Source organism: Methylomonas rivi (assembly GCF_024505165.1).
GTDB lineage: Bacteria > Pseudomonadota > Gammaproteobacteria > Methylococcales > Methylomonadaceae > Methylomonas > Methylomonas rivi.
The window spans coordinates 1-18184 of record NZ_JANIBK010000015.1 but is presented as its reverse complement, the minus strand read 5'-3'; the positions used below and the strand labels follow the sequence as shown (position 1 = coordinate 18184).

The window sequence follows — 18184 nt, the reverse complement described above, 5'->3', positions numbered from 1 at the left end:
AAAATTCGCGTCAAAATCACACAGTTCCGAGTAAAAGCGCATGTTAAATAACATTTTGGTTATCGATGACGATCCCGCGGTGAGGGGCGCATTCAAACTGATCCTGGAAGAAGACGGCTACAGTGTCCGCGAAGCCGAAAACGGCCTGCAAGGCCTGGAAATGGTCGAGCAAGCGCGCCCGGACCTGATTTTTCTGGACTTGCGCATGCCGGGAATCGATGGCGTGGAGACCCTCCGCCGCCTGAAAGCGCTGGATCCCGACCTGAATATCTATATCGTCACCGCTTTTGCCGCCGAGTTCATGGAGCAACTGAAATCCGCCCATGAGGAAGGTCTGCAATTCGAGCTGGCCAGCAAACCGCTATCGGCGTCGCAAATCCGGGATATAGCCCAGGTGGCGCACATGGCCAAAACCCACGAAGCCAGGCGCGCCAACCACCATAAACTGGTACTGACGCTGTATGTGGTTTCGCTGAATGCGGAAACCCGCCGCATGGTGGAACAAATCAGCGCCCTGCTGGCCGGTATTTACGAGCCCGGCCACTGGGTGTTCGATGTCATCGAAGTGCTGGGCATGCCGGAAAAGGCCCTGGAAAAAGAGGTGTTCGCCACTCCGATGCTGGTGCGCGATATTCCGGAACCGGTATTGAAACTGTTGGGCGACCTGTCCCGCATGTCGTCGGTCATGGCGGCCATCACCACGCAAACACAAGGCACGGGCGTTCAGACCATCATCATCTAAATAGCGCTCAAGATGACCGATACCCTAAAGCGGCTCAGCCTGATCCTGGATACCATTACCGACGGCATTCTGGTGGTCGATTTGCAGGGGACGGTGCTGTACGCCAATCAAGCCGCCGAACAACTGCTCGAACGCCCTGCTATTGTCGGCCAATCCCTGGCCATTCCGGTCACCAACAGCTCCGCCGCTCCGCAAGACATCAACCTGATCAGGCCCAGCGGCTTTGCCTGGGCCGAAATGCGCGCCACTCCGCTGGATTGGGAAGGCCGGCCGGCGTATGTGATCGGCCTGCGCGACATCTCCGCCCGCAAGGAAGCCGAAATTGCCTTGCGGCAAAGCGAAGCGTTGTTTCAAACCCTGGCCAGACTGGCGCCCGTGGGCATTTTTAAAACCGATGCCGGCGGTAAATGCGAATATGTCAACCAGCGCTGGTGCAATATCAGCGGTTTAAATTTAGACGCGGCAAAAGGCGACGGCTGGCTACGATCGATCTACCCCGAAGACCGGCCGCGCGTGAGTGTCGAATGGGAGTTGTCCACCAAAACCCAAACCCCTTTTTACAGCCAATACCGGTTTCAACACCGGAATGGGCCGCTGCACTGGGTAGTGGGACGCGCCGAAGCCGAATACGACGGCAATAACCGTTTACTGGGCTATATCGGCACGGTCACCGACATCAGCGAAATCAAGCGCAACGAAGACCATCTGCGCCTGGCGGCCGCCGTGTTCGAAACCACCCGGGAAGGCGTCATGATTACCGATGTCGACCGCCAAATTCAACGGGTTAACCGGGCGTTTACCGAAATTACCGGCTACAGCCAATTCGAAGCCATACAGCAATCGACTCGATTATTACGCTCCGGCCGCCATCCCCCCGAGTTTTACAGCGCCATGTGGGACGAAATCAACCGGACCGGGCACTGGCAGGGCGAAATCTGGAACCGGCGCAAAAACGGCGAGCTTTATCCCGAGTTATTGAGCATCAGCACGGTCAAAGACGCCGCCGGCCAAATTTGCAATTACGTCGGGGTATTTGCCGACATCTCCAAACTAAAAGCCTCCGAGCAGGAACTGGAGTTTTTGGCCCACCACGACCCGCTCACCAAACTGCCCAACCGCATGTTGCTGATGTCGCGGCTGCAACACAGCATCTCGCAAGCGCAACGCCAACACACCCAATTGGCGATAGTCATGCTGGACCTGGACCGCTTCAAGGACGTTAACGACAGTTTCGGCCACATGGCCGGCGACGACCTGCTGCAGATGGTGGCGGGGCGCCTGACCGCCCGGCTACGGGCCGCCGATACCGTCTGCCGGCTGGGCGGCGACGAGTTTGTCGTGCTTCTGGAAGACATAGCGCACCCGGAAACCGCCGCCCGCATTGCCACCGACATTATCGCCACCGTCAACGAACCCTGGCTATTAAGCAACGGTAACGAAGTCAGAGTCGGCGCCAGCATCGGCATTGCCCTCTACCCCGAACACGGCGGCGCGCCCGCCGAATTGTTGCAGCATGCGGACACCGCGCTGTACCAGGCCAAAAATGAAGGCCGTAACTGTTTTAAATATTTTTCCGAGGAATTAACCCGCGCCGCCCGCGAACGCATCGGTACGGAATTTCGGCTGCGCCAGGCCATCGAAAAAAACGAGTTCCGGCTATTTTATCAACCGCAACTGTGTGTCGGCACCGGCGATATTGTCGGCGCGGAAGCCTTGATACGCTGGCAAACCAGCGGCGAATTGATACCGCCGCTCAAATTTATTCCGATTGCCGAAGAAACCGGCTTGATCACCGGCATCGGCAACTGGGTGCTGAATGAAGCTTGCCGGCAAGGCAAGGCTTGGCTGGACGCCGGCCTGCCGCCTATCCGCATCGCGGTCAACCTGTCGCCGCATCAGTTTCTGCACAACGATATTTGCGCCATCGTCGCAAATACCTTGGCCGAAACCGGCTTTCCGGCCGAATATCTGGAATTGGAACTGACCGAAAGCGCATTGATGAAACGGGAAAAGGAAGCCATCGATATCTTAAACCGTTTGCATGACCTGGGTATCCACTTGGCCATCGACGATTTCGGCACCGGCTATTCGTCGCTGGCGTATTTAAAATCGTTTCCGCTGGATGTGCTGAAAATCGATAAAAGTTTTATCGACGACATTCCGATGCAGAGCGACGACATGGAAATTACCGCCACCATCATTGCCATGGCCAAAACCCTGCGCATGCAAGTGATTGCCGAAGGCGTCGAAACCCCGGCGCAAATGGCCTTTTTAAGCAGCCGCAACTGCGACTTTTATCAGGGGTATTTCGCCAGCAAACCCTTGCCCGCCGATGAATTCGAAAGTTTTTTGAAGCAGCACCGCCCCCTCCCGGTTTCCTGACACCGCCGTCTTTCATACCAGGGTTTTAGACTAAGCGCCGAAACATCGTATAATGGTCTATTTTTCAAACCAACGAGGATCAGAAAATGGCTGATTTAATTGCACCTTCCATTCTCTCCGCCGACTTCGCGCGCTTGGGCGAAGAAGTGGACAATGTTTTAAAAGCCGGCGCGGACATCGTACATTTCGATGTAATGGATAACCATTTCGTGCCGAATCTGACCATCGGTCCTCTGGTTTGCGACGCGTTGCGCAAGCACGGCGTCACCGCGCCGATCGACGTACATTTGATGATAGAACCCGTCGACCGCATCATTCCGGATTTCGCCAAGGCCGGCGCCAGCTACATTACCTTCCACCCAGAAGCCTCGCGGCATATCGACCGTTCCCTGCAAATGATCAGGGACCTGGGTTGCAAATCCGGCCTGGTATTCAATCCGGCCACCCCGCTGTCCTATCTGGAACACGTGCTGGACAAAGTGGACATGATTCTGCTGATGTCGGTCAACCCCGGCTTCGGCGGCCAATCCTTCCTGCCGTCCGCATTGCCGAAACTGCGTCAAGCCAGACAAATCATCGACGACAGCGGTTTCGACATCCGCCTGGAAATCGACGGCGGCGTCAACACCTCGAATATCCGCGAAATCAAAGCCGCCGGCGCGGATACCTTCGTGGCCGGTTCGGCGATTTTCGGCAAACCCGACTATAAAGCCGTGATCGACGAAATGCGCGCTGAAATGGCCAAGGCCTAATCCCATACATCCGCTTCGATGCTCTTATCGAAGCGGATGAACCCACCTGAAAAGACAGCGTCTTTGCCTCCCATCTAAAACCTTCAGTTCATTATTCAAAGTCCACACCGGCTGTTTTGTTAAAATGCGCGGATATTCAATCCAGTCGCAAAGCTAAACAGGGCAGTACATGATCGAAAATCAAGTCATCGACTACATACAACAGGGCGTTGAAAAAGGCTTGATCAAGCTGTCCGACGACGATAAACGCATCGAATACCTCGAACAAAAGAAAAGCCGGCTGTTCACCAACCCGGAAGAACAAGTCCAAATAGACGAGTAACCTTGGATACATTTCCTGAATGCAGCGACAATCCAGCAAAACAAACCCTGTAGCATCCAACATTCCATCACGACTAAAAACAATGGCGGTCAATCGAAAACTATCCATGGTGGATCGCTTCGAGAATCGACATTAAACAAACGTTTATCAACCATAAGGCCTTGACAACATCAAAGGCATATAACCGACACCGAGAAAATGCAAGCTTACACCACAAAGACTGAATTGGGGATACCTGCTAAAATTTATCAAATCAATTAGGACGAATTTAAAAATCTCTTCCGCACAGCATATGAAGGAACACATCTAATGTCTGAACTCGCTTTGAAACTCATCAAAGAAAACAAGATTACTCAATCTCCATGTTTAGATTTGGGTAATTGTGGATTAACTGAAGTCCCAATGGAAATTTCCGAATTAGTCTGGCTGGAGGAACTATCATTCTCTAATTTAAAGGAAGTTTTGGGATTTGAAAGAAATAACCGGAATAATGGCCCAGCAAATAAAATTAGTTACTTTAGAAAAAAGGATAAAAGCAACCCTTTTTTACACCTAACCAACCTCAGGAGGCTCTGGTTTAATTGCTTCGACGGACAGACTTCATATAGCCCTGAAAGCCTCTCCTCGCTAAAAAATTTAAAAAAACTGGAGTGGTTAGACTTTTCTAACACTAGAACTTCAGATATATCAATCCTGGCAGAATTAAAAAACTTAGAATGGCTCGACCTCTCAGATACAAAACTATCCAATCTAGACCCAATTTCTAACCTTAAGAAATTACAGGATCTTTACATATCAGGTACTAAAGTAACTGATTTAACCCCCCTAAATAGACTAACAAACCTAAAATCACTTTTTATCAGCCGTACAAGAGTTAAAAATTTGTCACCGCTCGCCGGCATGCATAACATAGAAAGACTTTATTTCGGTGGAACAGCAGTTGATGATTTAAGCCCTTTGGTAAAAGTTAATAAACTGAGAGAGGTCAATGCCCACAATACGAAAATCACTGAGTTAAGCCCAATAACTCATTTAAAAAATCTAGTAAAACTCGACATCAGTGACAATAACATCATCGATCTCAATCCACTAGCTAATCTTATTGAATTGAGAAATCTTGATATTTCGGGAACAAAATATTTAGACTTAACTACACTGAAAAGATTATCAAATTTAGAGTATTTACATATTGGTCGAAAGTTTATTTTTGAAGTCGATACTGATTTAGACCCATTAAAAAATTTGACCGTACTTAATACATTACGAATAAAAGGATCGAAAGAGGTTGATCTGACGCCTTTACTCGCTTTGGATGGCCTTAAAGAGATTGTAGCCAGATCTATTCCCATCAGCGATATTTCCCCTTTCCTTCATTGGATTAGATCTGGAGTTTCAATAAGATTAAAATCTCAATCGATGCAGCTAGGTTATTGGCGTAATAATGCAATCACAGTGGATGATGATTATCTTACTATTCCACCAGCTGAGATAGTTAAGCAGGGCAATGAAGCAATTTTAAATTATTTCGATGAAAAACAAAAACAAGGAATCGATCACTTATACGAAGCAAAATTATTAATTGTCGGCGAAGGCGGCGCTGGAAAAACCAGTTTATTGAGACGACTTTATCAAACCGATAAACCGCTTCCTGAGGAAGCAGAAACGACAAAGGGAATAGCAATTCATCGACACGAGTTTAAACTCGATAATAGCCGAACTTTTCGTTTAAACGTTTGGGATTTTGGTGGCCAGGAAATCTATCATTCTACACATCAGTTTTTCCTTACTAAACGCTCCTTATATGTATTGCTGGACGATACCCGTAAAGATAATAAAACCGTTCAAGACGAAGGCTTTAAATACTGGCTGGAAGTCGTTGACCAATTGTCCGATCATAGCCCGCTCTTGATATTCCAGAATGAGAAAGGCGGGCGCGGAAAAAAAATCGACGAAGCAGGTATAAAAGGCCGATTCGATAACGTGAAAGAGATATTCAATGGAAATCTTGAGTTTCCTGGTACTGCAAATAAGTTGAAGAGTGCACTTGAATATTATGCTAAAAACTTACCGCACATAGGCGAACAACTTCCTGCTCGTTGGGTTTCTATCCGTGCCGATATTGAAACTCTAGCGGAGTATAGACCGCACATATCGCTGCAAGAATATTTCGATCTTTATGGTCAACAGTTGCCGTTTGATCGAGAAAAAGCCTTGTTTTTAAGCCGTTATCTACACGATCTTGGAGTATTCTTACATTTTCAGGAGGATAGGAACTTACTTAAAACAATAATTCTGCAAAATACTTGGGCCACAGAAGCGGTATTCAAAATGCTAGATGATGAAATCGTTAAGACTGCCTTGGGACATTTTAATCAGCAAGACTGCCTGAGAGTTTGGCAAGATTCTCAATATGCCGATATGCACGCCGAATTACTGGCCCTAATGCAAAAGTTTGAACTGTGTTATCAGCTACCTGACGCCGGCTCAGAGACATGGCTTGCTCCACAACTGCTGCCTCCGTCAAAACCTGCCGCACTCGCATCTTGGGAACAGCCGGGCGATTTAGTGTTGCGCTACCGCTACGAGTTTATGCCTAAAGGTTTGGTTAGCCGCCTGATGGTGCGTCAACATCGTTTCGTATCACGCCCGGATTTGGGCTGGGTAACCGGAGTGTTATTTGAACAGGATGGTAGCGAACTCCTCGTTGAAATTGCTCCGAAGGGAGGAGAAATTATCTTGCGTGCACGTGGTCCGGAACGCAAGGAGTTGCTAACCGCCATCTCGGCAGACTTAGATGCGTTAAACGACAGTTTTCGATTAAACGACGAAAAACATCACGAAAAAGTCGAAAAGCTCGTGCCATGTAATTGCAATCAATGTCGCGAAAAAACCAAGCCTGAATCTTTCGATTTAAAGCGGCTTTTACAACGTAAGCGCGACTACAAACTCAAAGTAGAATGTCCAGCCAGTTATGAAGTTGTAGATGTATCGGAATTGCTGGATGGTATACGTTCAGAGCATCTACCAAAATGGGCGAATAAAACAAACTCAATGAATAGACCATTAAAAATATTTATTTCCTATTCTCATGCCCAGAGGGATTACGTTTCCATCTTCAAGGCCGATTTTGATCAATATATTAATTCTCCAGAGTTATATGCTAAAGTTTTTGCGGATCAAGAAATTCCAATCGGCACAGATTGGGATAACTTCCTGCAAAGCAAGGTTGCCAATTGCGACGTGATGATTCTATTAGTCAGTCAGGAGTTCATGAATTCGCAATACATTCAGGAAAAAGAATTCGGTGCAGCACTTGAGCGGCTAAAGTCCGATAACAGCCTATTAATAGCACCGATTTACTTTACTCCATGTCAGTTTAGTTCCGACGAGGAATTAGCTAGGTTGCAATTTTTCAAGCCACATGGGGATCAGTTCGACCAGACTCAAATAGGCGCCAAATTCGCTTATACCGATTTAGTGAAATTCCGGGAAACGGATGGTCAACCAATTCCAAACTCCAACCGGCAGCATTACATGATGGAACTCGTAAAAAGGTTGAAACCGGAATTACAAAAATTAATAGACAACAAGTCAACAACAGCCTCGACCTAGCCCAGAAGAATCAAGCTCATGCCAACCTGCTGGATAATTGCCGGCCCCAACGGCGCGGGCAAAACCACCTTCGCGCTGGAATACCTGCCTTCGGTGGCGGGCTGCCGACGCTTCGTCAACGCCGACTTGATCGCTGCCGGCCTGTCGCCGCTGGCCCCAGAACAACACCTGCTGGCCGCCAGCCGCTTGTTCCTGCATGAAATCGAAAGCTGCATCGCCGCGCGCCAGGATTTCGCCTTCGAAACCACGCTGGCCGGGCGCGGTTATTTGAAACTGATAGACCGCTTGCAAGCCAAGGGCTGGCGAGTGGAATTGGCTTATCTGGCCTTGCCGAATGCGGAAATGTCGCGGTTGCGTGTAGCCGAACGCGTCGCCCACGGCGGCCACAACATCGCCGAAGCAGACATTGCGCGGCGTTTCCCGCGCAGCCTGCACAACTTGTTAAATGTCTTTGCGCCGAAAACCGATCAAACTCTTTGCTTTATGAACAGCGGCGCCATTCCGGAATTGGTATTTCAGCAAACCGGAACGGCCCGCGAAATATTACATGCCGATTTTTTCACATGGTTACAACAGCAGGCCCAATCATGAGCGAACCATCCAAACCCACCCTCAGCCCGGACACCCAAGCGATGCTGGATTGCCTGCGGCTGGCCGTCAGCAAAACCCTGGAACGCAAGCGCAGGCTTGGTCAATATTCTGTGCAATGGAACGGTACAACACCTTTTACAGTGGGTGACGACGCCCCGGCAGACTTGAAAACTCCAGCGCAACCCGATCGACACTAAACGATCTTAGACGGTGCACCGGTTTTCAGCCAACATACTAAAATCCTGGCGCTGATTACTTCGATGCCGGTGCCGAGTTTGTTTGAAATAAAAGTTTGGGCAGTCCAATAATCTTTATGCAGGTGCTTTCACATGACCGCCAGCGGCTTTTTCGAACGCCTGTTCAAATACCTGTTTATCGTCAGCGCCTGTGTCGCCGGCATCAGCCAGTTTTATAAAGACGACTGGCCCGAGCCAAGCTATTACGATCTCAGCCAACTCGATGAACCGCTGCAAACCGAGACGGATAGAGAACCTTTCTCGATCGAGGCCAACGGTTTGGCTTATACCGTCAAGCCTAAATTCGAATACGATTTGCAGGGCGTGGTGGTCAGCTACAGCAACGCGGACGGTTTTACCAACATCTGGCATCACAAACGATGGCGAGATTTCATCAACGTGCGGGATGTATGCGTGATCTGGGGCAAAAACGTCGCATCCGGGGTTTACAAAAGCATGCGCTTCAGCAGCGATAGCTGGACCTGTTGGGCGGCATGGCCCAATCAGGAGATCGGCGCCGCCTTTTCCATGTACGCCCTATCCAACAATCATATCGTCACCGATAACGACGATCTCAAGGCTAAACTGATGCAGGCGGAACCGGGCGACGTGATCCGCTTCACTGGCGTTTTGGCGGAATACACCAATCATGCCATCGGCTATACCCGCGGCACCAGCCCAACCCGCAATGACACCGGGCAAGGCGCTTGCGAAACCATTTATATCGACAGCTTCGACATCGTTAAAAAGGCCAACCCGGGGCTGCGCAAGCTGGCCAAAACCTTCAACTGGCTGACGTTATTGAGCTTTATCGGTTTTGTCGTGTTTTTTCTGATTGCGCCAGCCAAACCGCGCTATTGAGGCTGTCGCCAAAGCCAGGGGAAAAATGGATTTTGGTGGGGAAACAGGGAATCACTGAAGAACTCGACGCCTTGGCTTTGCAGGCGGGGCGAAGTTGGAAAGGGACTTGCGCTAAGCCCAGATTGATTATTATCGGCTTACGACTTAGACATGCCGGCCAGCCTCAAAGCGCATTCAGTTCATCGGGGATTTTGGGTTTAATTTCCAAAACGTTTCCGGTATCGACCACCTGGAAAAAAGGCTCCGTCCTCGAGCCGGCGATGGTGCGCTCGATACCGTCCCAGGTCTTCATTAGCAACAAAGTGCTGGCGGTATTTTGCGGTAACGGCAGCATGACGTTTTCCAACCAATTGAGTTGACCGACCACGGGCGGTTGGTCGGTAATCACTTGCCTATCGAAATATTCTTTCCAGTGCCATTCGCAATATTGATAAGGCGATGCGCCGGGACTCGAATCGGTTTTAACCGCATCGTGGCGAATCTCGATCGCGAAACCGTATTCGCTATTGGCGGCAACGGTACAACCTTTACCCGCCTCGCCCCAAACCTGGCCCTGGCGGAGAGAAGCCGCCATTATTTTCCAACCGTTATCGTGCGGCCCTTGCGACAATGTTTTGGATTGTTCCTGGCCCGCCCAATAGAACTGGCGATTACCTTCCCAGGTGTCGCGAACGGTATCCCGAGTCTTGACCTGCAGCGTAAAGTCGCTGAACTTTTGCGGCAATTGCAGGACGGAAATATCCGTGCTTGCCCGCTTTTTCTTCGAATTCAGGTAGCTCAATCTTAGCGTGGCAAAGCCTGGCTTCAGTTGATCGAACTTGAAGATTGCCGACGGCACCGAAAAAATGGCTTCATGATTCGACAAAGAAACCCGAAACGCCGCTTTTCCGTTGGGCAATATGATGCGCGGCTTGGCTTTGCGGAAATTCACACCCTGTATGGTAAAAGACAGTACCCCGTTCATACCCGGATGAACAATCCTTGGCGCGTAACTGAACAGAGCGGGGCTACCCTGAAATATCCCGGCATCCGCTGAACTTTGCTTGGCAAGATGCTCGATCATTGCAGCAGCTTCCATCTGCGCGGCGGTGTCCTGATTCAACTGTTTAGCGGCGGCATAGGCATCGGCGATGAAGGTTTGTTGCGCCGTCTCCAATGCGCCATAGTTTTTATCGCCAATGGCTGGGTTAGCGTTTTGCCAGGTATCCATGATGCTTTTTAACGCGGTTCCGGTTTTAAACAGTCGATAGCTACCGATATTCCGGTCCGTATCCATGGCATCGTTTATGGCAACGCGGATATACTTTACTAAAATCGCGGCATGGCTTTGCTTATCGATGGAATTTGTTGCGATGGCGGGAGCTGCGACGCTGCCCATACTATTGAGCATTGCGAACGCCATTAGAACAATAACGGTTGCGGCTTTCTTCATAACCGGCACCTCTGAAAGAAAAACCCGAAATAGTTCAGGTAGGGTATTCACGGAAATTGGCGCAGGACACCGTCGTTGCGCTGAAACAGTGTCTCGCCCAATTTTGTTGGCTAGCCACTCAAACCCTCGCTTTGCGTATTGTGCAGCGGATGAAGGCAACCCGCCCAATCGCCCGGATTTACCGCATTAACCCCTAAAAGTCACCGCATTAAGGATATGGTTGGAAACATATTACCGAAATATATTTCCTTCGTAGAAGCGGCTTTAGCCGCTATGAGCGCCTTGAGCGGGGCTAAAGCCGCTCCCGGCAACAATACCCGAAAGTGTTTTGCGCCTGGAAAGTCTATCAATGGCTACGCCAAAACTAAACGATCCTGAGATTAGGGTTATATTAAGAGCAACAACACCTCAGAAGCGTTAACCAACGCCATGGAGACAAACATGGGTAAATGCACCATTGCCTGCGATCTGCACGACTTTATCGAAATCGCCTGCCTGTATCATTATCGGCTCAAGCTTACGTTTAAGGACCAGCAGACTATGGAAGGAAAAGCTGTCGACACCCTGACCAGCGCCGAAAAACGCGAGTACCTGATTATCGACAATGGACAAAGACAGCAAATCGAGCTTAATCAGTTAAAAAAGCTGCAAGTGTTGACACCCAACGCGCAATTTAAGGAAGTCGTTTTTTAACCCGCCGCGCGGCGAAAGAGCCTATCATCGGCCGCATTAAAGGCGGGCTTTCGCCTCGGCAGAAACTTCGTTGTTCGGTACGAACTGGGGGACAAAATATCGGCCCTCAATGGGTTTTGCTGGGAATGCTCGGGACATAAAAAACCCCGCGAAGCCAGATAACTTGCGGGGTTTTGGGGTGGTGTGGGCCTGTCTGAAACAGGCTTAACCGTTAAAGGCTGTAGTACATATCGAACTCAACAGGGTGAGTGCTCATACGCAGACGAGTCACATCCTGTTGTTTCAGGGCGATGTAACCGTCGATGGCATCGTCGGTGAATACGCCGCCACGGGTCAGGAACTCGCGGTCTTGGTCCAGCGCTTCCAGGGCGGAATCCAGCGAGAATGCAACTTGCGGAATCATTTTTTCCTCTTCCGGCGGCAAGTCGTACAAATCCTTATCCATGGCTTCGCCCGGGTGGATTTTGTTTTGGATGCCGTCCAGACCGGCCATCAACATGGCGGAGAAGGCCAAGTATGGGTTAGCGGTTGAGTCTGGGAAACGCACTTCGATACGGCGGCCTTTAGGATTGGTGACGTAGGGAATGCGGATGGACGCGGAGCGGTTGCGCGCGGAGTACGCCAGCATCACAGGCGCTTCAAAACCGGGAACCAAACGTTTGTAGCTGTTGGTTGACGCATTGGTCAAGGCGTTCAGGGCTTTAGCATGTTTGATGATACCGCCGATGTAGTACAGCGCGGTTTCGGACAGACCGCCGTACAAATCGCCGGTGAACAGGTTTACGCCGCCTTTAGCCAACGATTGGTGAACGTGCATACCGCTGCCGTTGTCGCCAACCAGTGGTTTTGGCATGAAAGTAGCCGTTTTGCCGTATGCATGCGCAATGTTGGCAATTACGTATTTCAGTTCCAACACTTCGTCGGCTTTCTTAACCAAGGTGTTGAATTTGGAGCCGATTTCGCATTGGCCGGCAGTCGCCACTTCGTGGTGGTGCACTTCGATGGTTTGGCCCATTTCTTCCAATACCAAGCACATCGCGGAACGCATGTCTTGGAATGAATCGACCGGAGGCACGGGGAAGTAACCGCCCTTGATACCGGGACGGTGGCCGATGTTGCCGTTTTCGTAAACTTTTTCGGAGTTCCAGCCGGCTTCCTCGGAGTCGATTTTGTAAGAACAGCCGCCCATTTCAGCGGACCAACGCACATCGTCGAAAATGAAAAATTCGTTTTCGGGGCCGAAGAATGCGGTGTCGGCGATGCCGGTGGATTGCATGTAAGCTTCCGCGCGTTTGGCGATGGAGCGCGGGTCGCGGCCGTAGCCTTGCATATCTTTTGGCTCGATGATGTCGCAACGCAGGATCAAGGTTTTATCGTCGAAAAATGGATCGATTTTAGCAGTGCTTGGATCGGGCATCAGAATCATGTCGGATTCGTTAATATGCTTCCAGCCGGCCACGGATGAGCCATCGAACATGTTGCCTTCTTCAAAGGTGTCTTCGTCGATAGTATGCGCCGGAAAAGTAACGTGCTGTTCTTTACCGCGGGTATCGCAAAAACGAAAATCGACGAATTGCACGTCGTTTTCTTGGATCATTTTAAGTACGTTATCTACTGACATCGGCGAAGGTCTCCTACAGGATAATTGTTATAGTTAGTGGGTGTAAAACAGCGTTAACAATATCATCAATTTTTATAAAGAGCCACAGCAACAAACGCCAATTTAGGGTTTGTCGCCGTGGTTTTTTTGCATTGAAATGGATAGCGTCCGCTTAGAATGCAACGATCATATCCATCGCCACACCGAGTTGGTCGAACTCGTTGCCGTCATCGTAAGCCTTAGAGCCGTCACCGTCGGCCGCAAAATAGTCGTACCGCAATTCCGGACGCAATTTCAACCATGAGTTCGGAGAATAGTTCAAGCCAGCCGTAACCGCGTAAAAGCTACCGCCGGTTCCTGCAGCACCGCCAATACCGGTAGTGGCTATACGCGCGCCGGTGCTGTCTCTAAACCATTCCGCCCTGATGCCGGCACCTAATTTATCATTGATGTCGTAGGTCAAATATTGGTTGATGCCGTACCATTCGGCGTTTTGACCGCCGCGGTTAACGCCGTCTTGAATGACCCCAAAGTCATGTTGCAAAACGTAGTGCAGTTTATCCGTAAAGCCGTGTTGCAATACGGCGCTATACATTGTGGTATTGATGTTATCGGTCTGGTTGGTATCGCCAGTGATGATGTTCAGCGCTAAAGAGGTGTTTGCGTCATCGGTAGTGAAGGTTGCGCCGCCCAGGAAATCCCACGCGCCCGGTTGTTGACGAAAGTTATCCCAGCCCATTACACCGCCGCCGGTGATGGAGATATTGTCGTTAATGTCGTAACTTAAAATCGCACCGGTATGGGTAAACGGTTCGCCATATAGCATGGTATAGGCATGCGAATAGAAAAAGTTATCGGGCGACGTCACCACTTCGTAACCGATAATGGTATAAAAATGACCGATTTTCGCGGTAACGCCATTGCCGAATGGCGCATAGATTTCCGCATACGCTTGTGGAAACGCTACGTCATAAAAGCGTTCGCCCTCACCTGGAGAGTTGCCATTATTTCTGGGAATCATTCTATTATCCCATCCGGCTGCTTGCGTTTTACGTGAATCGGTACCGAACATAAAATCCACCCGCCCGCCGAAATCCCAACCGCTGCCTTTGTTTACTGCTTTTTCAGCAAACAGATTCAATTGATTAAATTGAAACTCATTGATGCGGTCATTGAAGCTGATTGGCGCGTTTGAATTGGATGGTGCGTTATGCGATGCGTAAGTAATACCGCCGCTTGCCCAACCGCCAACATTAATCCCCGTGCTTTTAGTAAACGCACTTTCATTAACGTTGTAACCACTTAAGGACTCGATCATGCCGGCATCCTCAGCCCGAGCATTTGCCGCCACCAACGCTAAGCTGCCTGTGATTAATGAGGGTATGATTTTTTTCATATTTTTTCTCCAGTAAACATTCAAAAACCATAAAGCACGTACCGTGCCACAATAAATATACAACAAATTCAATAACATATACAATTAAATGCATACGAATTGCGCAAATACGCACCATCTAAGTGCGCAACTTGCACCATATTTGTTGCTAAATACCCATTTTTTGTTGCTAAGCAACAAGTTATGCCCGCAATTACCTGCCGGACACGGCTATTTTTCAGATAAAAGCTCGCCCCGCCGCCGCTACGATCCAAAATGAAGCAAAACGCTCCATCTTGGTGCCTTAAATTGCACCAAACCCACCAATTTCATATCACATCCTTTAATATCAAAAGCTTATAACTTGGCACGCTACCTGCTTTTGGCTGTGTGATGTTAATCACAAATACGTAGAGGTATTTAGCCATGAACAAAAGGGGTGCTTATTTATGAAACTCATAACTGCTGTTGTTAAACCATTCAAATTGGATGACGTGCGTGAAGCGCTGTCCGATATTGGCGTCTCCGGTGTAACGGTCACCGAAGTAAAGGGCTTCGGCCGCCAGAAAGGCCACACCGAACTGTATCGCGGCGCCGAATATGTGGTTGATTTTCTGCCCAAAGCAAAAATTGAAGTGGCGGTGGCGGACAGTTTGGTCGAGCAGGCAGTCGAATCGATTGTCAGAGTTGCCAATACCGGCAAAATCGGCGACGGCAAAATTTTTGTGACCAATCTGGAGCAGGTCGTTCGAATCAGAACCGGCGAGTCCGGCGAAGAAGCGCTTTAAATCAATAGAGGAAAGAACTATGAAAAAACTTTTATTTGGCTCAGCACTACTCATGCTAAGCGGTTTTACCGACCTGGCATTCGCCGAGGAAATAGCCGCTCCCACTGTAAACAAAGGGGATACGGCTTGGATGATAGTCGCTACGGTACTGGTTTCTCTGATGGTGATTCCGGGTTTGGCATTATTCTACGGCGGCATGGTGCGCGCCAAAAATATGCTGTCCATATTACTGCAAGTATTCGTTATTTTTTCCCTGACCGCTATTTTATGGGCACTCTATGGCTATAGCATAGCCTTTACGGAAGGTAATGCGTTCTTCGGCGGCTTTAGCAAAGCGTTTCTAGCCGGCGTAACGCCGGATTCGATGGCTGCTACATTCAGCAAAGGCATCTACATCCCTGAATTCATCTATGTTGCCTTTCAGTTAACCTTTTCGGCCATTACACCCGCCCTCATTATCGGTGCCTTTGCCGAAAGGATTAAATTCTCGGCATTATTGTTGTTCACAGTCCTTTGGTTCAGCTTTTGTTATTTACCGATGGCGCACATGGTGTGGTACTGGGCTGGCCCCGATGCATATACCGATGCCTCAGCTGCGGAAGCAGCCGGCGCAACAGCAGGATTTTTGTTCCAAAAAGGCGCTTTGGACTTTGCCGGCGGAACGGTGGTTCACATCAACGCGGGCGTTGCCGGATTAGTGGGCTGTTTGATGATCGGCAAACGCATCGGTTATGGCAAAGAGTTTATCGCACCGCACAGCCTCACCATGAACATGGTTGGCGCATCTTTGTTATGGGTGGGCTGGTTTGGCTTCAATGCCGGGTCCAACCTGGAAGCCAATGGTCTGGCGGCCTTGGTATTCCTCAACACCTTGCTCGCCGCCGCTGCGGCAACCTTATCCTGGCTGACGATTGAATGGCTAGTACGCGGCAAACCTAGCCTGCTCGGCGCAACATCAGGCGCAATAGCAGGATTGGTAGCAATTACCCCCGCTTGCGGATGGGCCGGTCCGATGGGCTCGATTTTCCTGGGCTTGGTAGCCGGAGCGGTATGTTTCTGGACAGTCACTCGTCTGAAACACATATTGGGTTACGATGATTCGCTGGATGCGTTTGGCGTACACGGCATAGGCGGCATCATCGGCGCTCTGGGTACCGCAGTGGTAGCAAGTCCGGCATTGGGTGGCACGGGAGTTTGGGATTATGTGGGCAATGCTGTTGCCGAATACGACATGATCACCCAACTCATCAGCCAATCATGGGGCGTGGCTACCGCGATCGTCTGGTCAGGCGTTGTCTCTTTCATCGCTTTCAAAATCGCCGACATCATGGTGGGACTGCGCGTCGACGAAACATCCGAACGCCAAGGCCTGGATATCACGGAACACGGCGAATCGGCCTATAACCTCTGACCGATCAGCCCACTCTTCAGTTTTAACGGACACGGGCGGCCAGGAATGGCCGCCCTTTTCTCGTGTTGGCGCTACCTGAAATATCAGTGAGTTAATCAGACAAATTGTAGGTTTAAGTAGAATTCTTTATCATGCTGGCACAGGATAAAACCGTTCTTAACTAATCATTTGGGGAAAGCATGAAATTAATTACCGCAATTATCAAACCATTTAAATTGGACGACGTAAGGGAAGCATTGTCCGAAATGGGCGTGTCCGGCGTGACGGCTACGGAAGTAAAAGGTTTCGGCAGACAAAAGGGCCATACCGAGCTGTACAGGGGAGCAGAGTATGTGGTGGATTTTTTACCGAAAGTGAAACTCGAAATTGCCGTTGCCGACGCTATTGTCGATCAAGCGATAGACGCCATCGTCAAAGCGGCCAACACGGGCAAAATCGGAGACGGTAAAATCTTCGTCACCTCTCTGGAACAAATCATTCGCATCAGAACCGGCGAAACCGGAGAGGATGCCATATAAGTCCGCCCGGATAAGCCAAGGCTTTTCACAAGATCGCCTCTATCTACACAAACGTAGATAGAGGCGATCTTGTCATATCTGGCTTGGCCTTATTTAGAAGGCGGATCAAAAATAAGACTATAACAATGACAATTCATAAACTTATCGCACTTACCAGCTTATTCTTGTTGCCGCAACTGGCGACAGCCGAAGAAATCAACCAAGCCAACACCGCCTGGGTTTTAACCTCCACCGCGTTGGTATTATTCATGACCATACCCGGTTTATCGCTGTTTTACGGCGGCCTAGTGCGCAGCAAAAACGTGCTGTCGGTATTAATGCAATGCTTTGCGATCACCTGCCTGGTATCGCTGATGTGGCTGGCCGGGGTATATAGCTTTATCTTCGCCGACGGCGGCGATTGGCAAAAGTTCTTAGGCGGCGGCGCGAAAATATTCTTGCCCGATATGAGCACCAGCAATTTAATCGGCGATATTCCGGAAACCGTGTACTTCATGTTTCAAATGACTTTCGCCATCATCACGCCGGCCTTGATAGTGGGCGGTTTTGCCGAGCGCATGAAATTTTCCGCCATGCTTTGGTTTAGCGCCTTATGGTTGATCGTGGTGTATATGCCGATCTGCCACTGGATTTGGGGCGGCGGCTGGCTGGCGGATATGGGCGTGAAAGACTTTGCCGGCGGCATCGTGATTCATATCAATGCCGGCATAGCGGCCTTGGTTGCAGCTTTAGTGCTGGGCCCCAGACGCGGCTTTCCCACCGTGGCGATGCCGCCGCACAACATGACCATGGTCGTCACCGGCGCCGGCATGCTTTGGTTCGGTTGGTTCGGCTTTAACGGCGGCAGCGCCCTGACCGCCGACGGCAGC

16 protein-coding genes are annotated in these 18184 nt (G+C 49.9%); 13 read left to right on the top strand and 3 right to left on the bottom strand.

What is annotated here, in order from left to right:
* Positions 1-40 precede the first annotated feature (40 nt).
* From NP596_RS04685 to NP596_RS04650, 8 genes are all read left to right on the top strand, one after another.
* Positions 41-742, top strand: a complete 702-nt coding sequence (locus NP596_RS04685; RefSeq protein WP_256614100.1) for a response regulator — start codon at positions 41-43, stop codon at positions 740-742.
* A gap of 12 nt (positions 743-754) precedes the next feature.
* The gene (locus NP596_RS04680) at positions 755-3124 is read left to right on the top strand and encodes a sensor domain-containing protein (RefSeq protein WP_256614099.1); all 2370 of its coding nucleotides are present in this window, start codon (positions 755-757) and stop codon (positions 3122-3124) included.
* 86 nt (positions 3125-3210) lie between these two features.
* Positions 3211-3876 (top strand): ribulose-phosphate 3-epimerase, encoded by a 666-nt coding sequence (rpe, locus tag NP596_RS04675; RefSeq protein ID WP_256614098.1) that lies wholly within the window; start codon positions 3211-3213, stop codon positions 3874-3876.
* A gap of 169 nt (positions 3877-4045) precedes the next feature.
* The gene (locus tag NP596_RS04670) at positions 4046-4198 is read left to right on the top strand and encodes a hypothetical protein (protein WP_256614097.1); all 153 of its coding nucleotides are present in this window, start codon (positions 4046-4048) and stop codon (positions 4196-4198) included.
* A 309-nt stretch (positions 4199-4507) separates the two neighbouring features.
* The gene (locus NP596_RS04665) at positions 4508-7810 is read left to right on the top strand and encodes a COR domain-containing protein (RefSeq protein WP_256614096.1); all 3303 of its coding nucleotides are present in this window, start codon (positions 4508-4510) and stop codon (positions 7808-7810) included.
* Positions 7811-7828: 18 nt separating this feature from the next.
* Positions 7829-8401, top strand: coding sequence for an ATPase (locus NP596_RS04660; RefSeq protein ID WP_256614095.1), 573 nt, complete (start codon positions 7829-7831; stop codon positions 8399-8401).
* Entirely contained in the window at positions 8398-8598 is a 201-nt protein-coding gene (locus NP596_RS04655; RefSeq protein WP_256614094.1) for a hypothetical protein, read from the top strand. Before NP596_RS04660 ends, NP596_RS04655 begins: the two co-directional genes overlap by 4 nt.
* A gap of 132 nt (positions 8599-8730) precedes the next feature.
* Positions 8731-9498, top strand: coding sequence for a hypothetical protein (locus NP596_RS04650; RefSeq protein ID WP_256614093.1), 768 nt, complete (start codon positions 8731-8733; stop codon positions 9496-9498).
* Positions 9499-9661: 163 nt separating this feature from the next.
* Here NP596_RS04650 and NP596_RS04645 read toward each other — a convergent pair whose 3' ends face one another.
* Positions 9662-10930: a hypothetical protein gene (locus NP596_RS04645; protein WP_256614092.1), complete on the bottom strand. Its 1269-nt coding sequence runs from the start codon at positions 10928-10930 to the stop codon at positions 9662-9664.
* A 441-nt stretch (positions 10931-11371) separates the two neighbouring features.
* Between NP596_RS04645 and NP596_RS04640 the strand changes: the two genes are divergently transcribed.
* Positions 11372-11623 carry a Rho-binding antiterminator gene (locus NP596_RS04640; protein ID WP_256614091.1) on the top strand — a complete coding sequence of 84 codons (252 nt, stop codon included), beginning with the start codon at positions 11372-11374 and terminating at the stop codon, positions 11621-11623.
* A 211-nt stretch (positions 11624-11834) separates the two neighbouring features.
* Here the strand turns inward: NP596_RS04640 and glnA are convergent, their stop codons facing one another.
* Together glnA and NP596_RS04630 are read right to left on the bottom strand one after the other, a co-directional pair.
* A complete protein-coding gene (gene glnA, locus NP596_RS04635) occupies positions 11835-13244 on the bottom strand; it encodes a glutamate--ammonia ligase (RefSeq protein ID WP_256614090.1) in 1410 nt (469 codons plus the stop codon).
* A gap of 151 nt (positions 13245-13395) precedes the next feature.
* On the bottom strand, positions 13396-14619 hold the full coding sequence (locus NP596_RS04630; protein ID WP_256614089.1) for a porin: 1224 nt from the start codon (positions 14617-14619) through the stop codon (positions 13396-13398).
* A gap of 428 nt (positions 14620-15047) precedes the next feature.
* On the opposite strand from NP596_RS04630, the gene NP596_RS04625 reads away from it, so the two are divergent.
* The 4 genes from NP596_RS04625 to NP596_RS04610 form a co-directional block, all read left to right on the top strand.
* Positions 15048-15386: a P-II family nitrogen regulator gene (locus NP596_RS04625; RefSeq protein WP_013819546.1), complete on the top strand. Its 339-nt coding sequence runs from the start codon at positions 15048-15050 to the stop codon at positions 15384-15386.
* Between the two features lie 19 nt (positions 15387-15405).
* A complete protein-coding gene (locus NP596_RS04620) occupies positions 15406-16797 on the top strand; it encodes an ammonium transporter (protein ID WP_371927903.1) in 1392 nt (463 codons plus the stop codon).
* 179 nt (positions 16798-16976) lie between these two features.
* Entirely contained in the window at positions 16977-17315 is a 339-nt protein-coding gene (locus NP596_RS04615) for a P-II family nitrogen regulator (protein WP_256614088.1), read from the top strand.
* 125 nt (positions 17316-17440) lie between these two features.
* On the top strand, positions 17441-18184 hold a 744-nt coding region (locus NP596_RS04610; RefSeq protein WP_371927902.1), incomplete at its 3' end, for an ammonium transporter.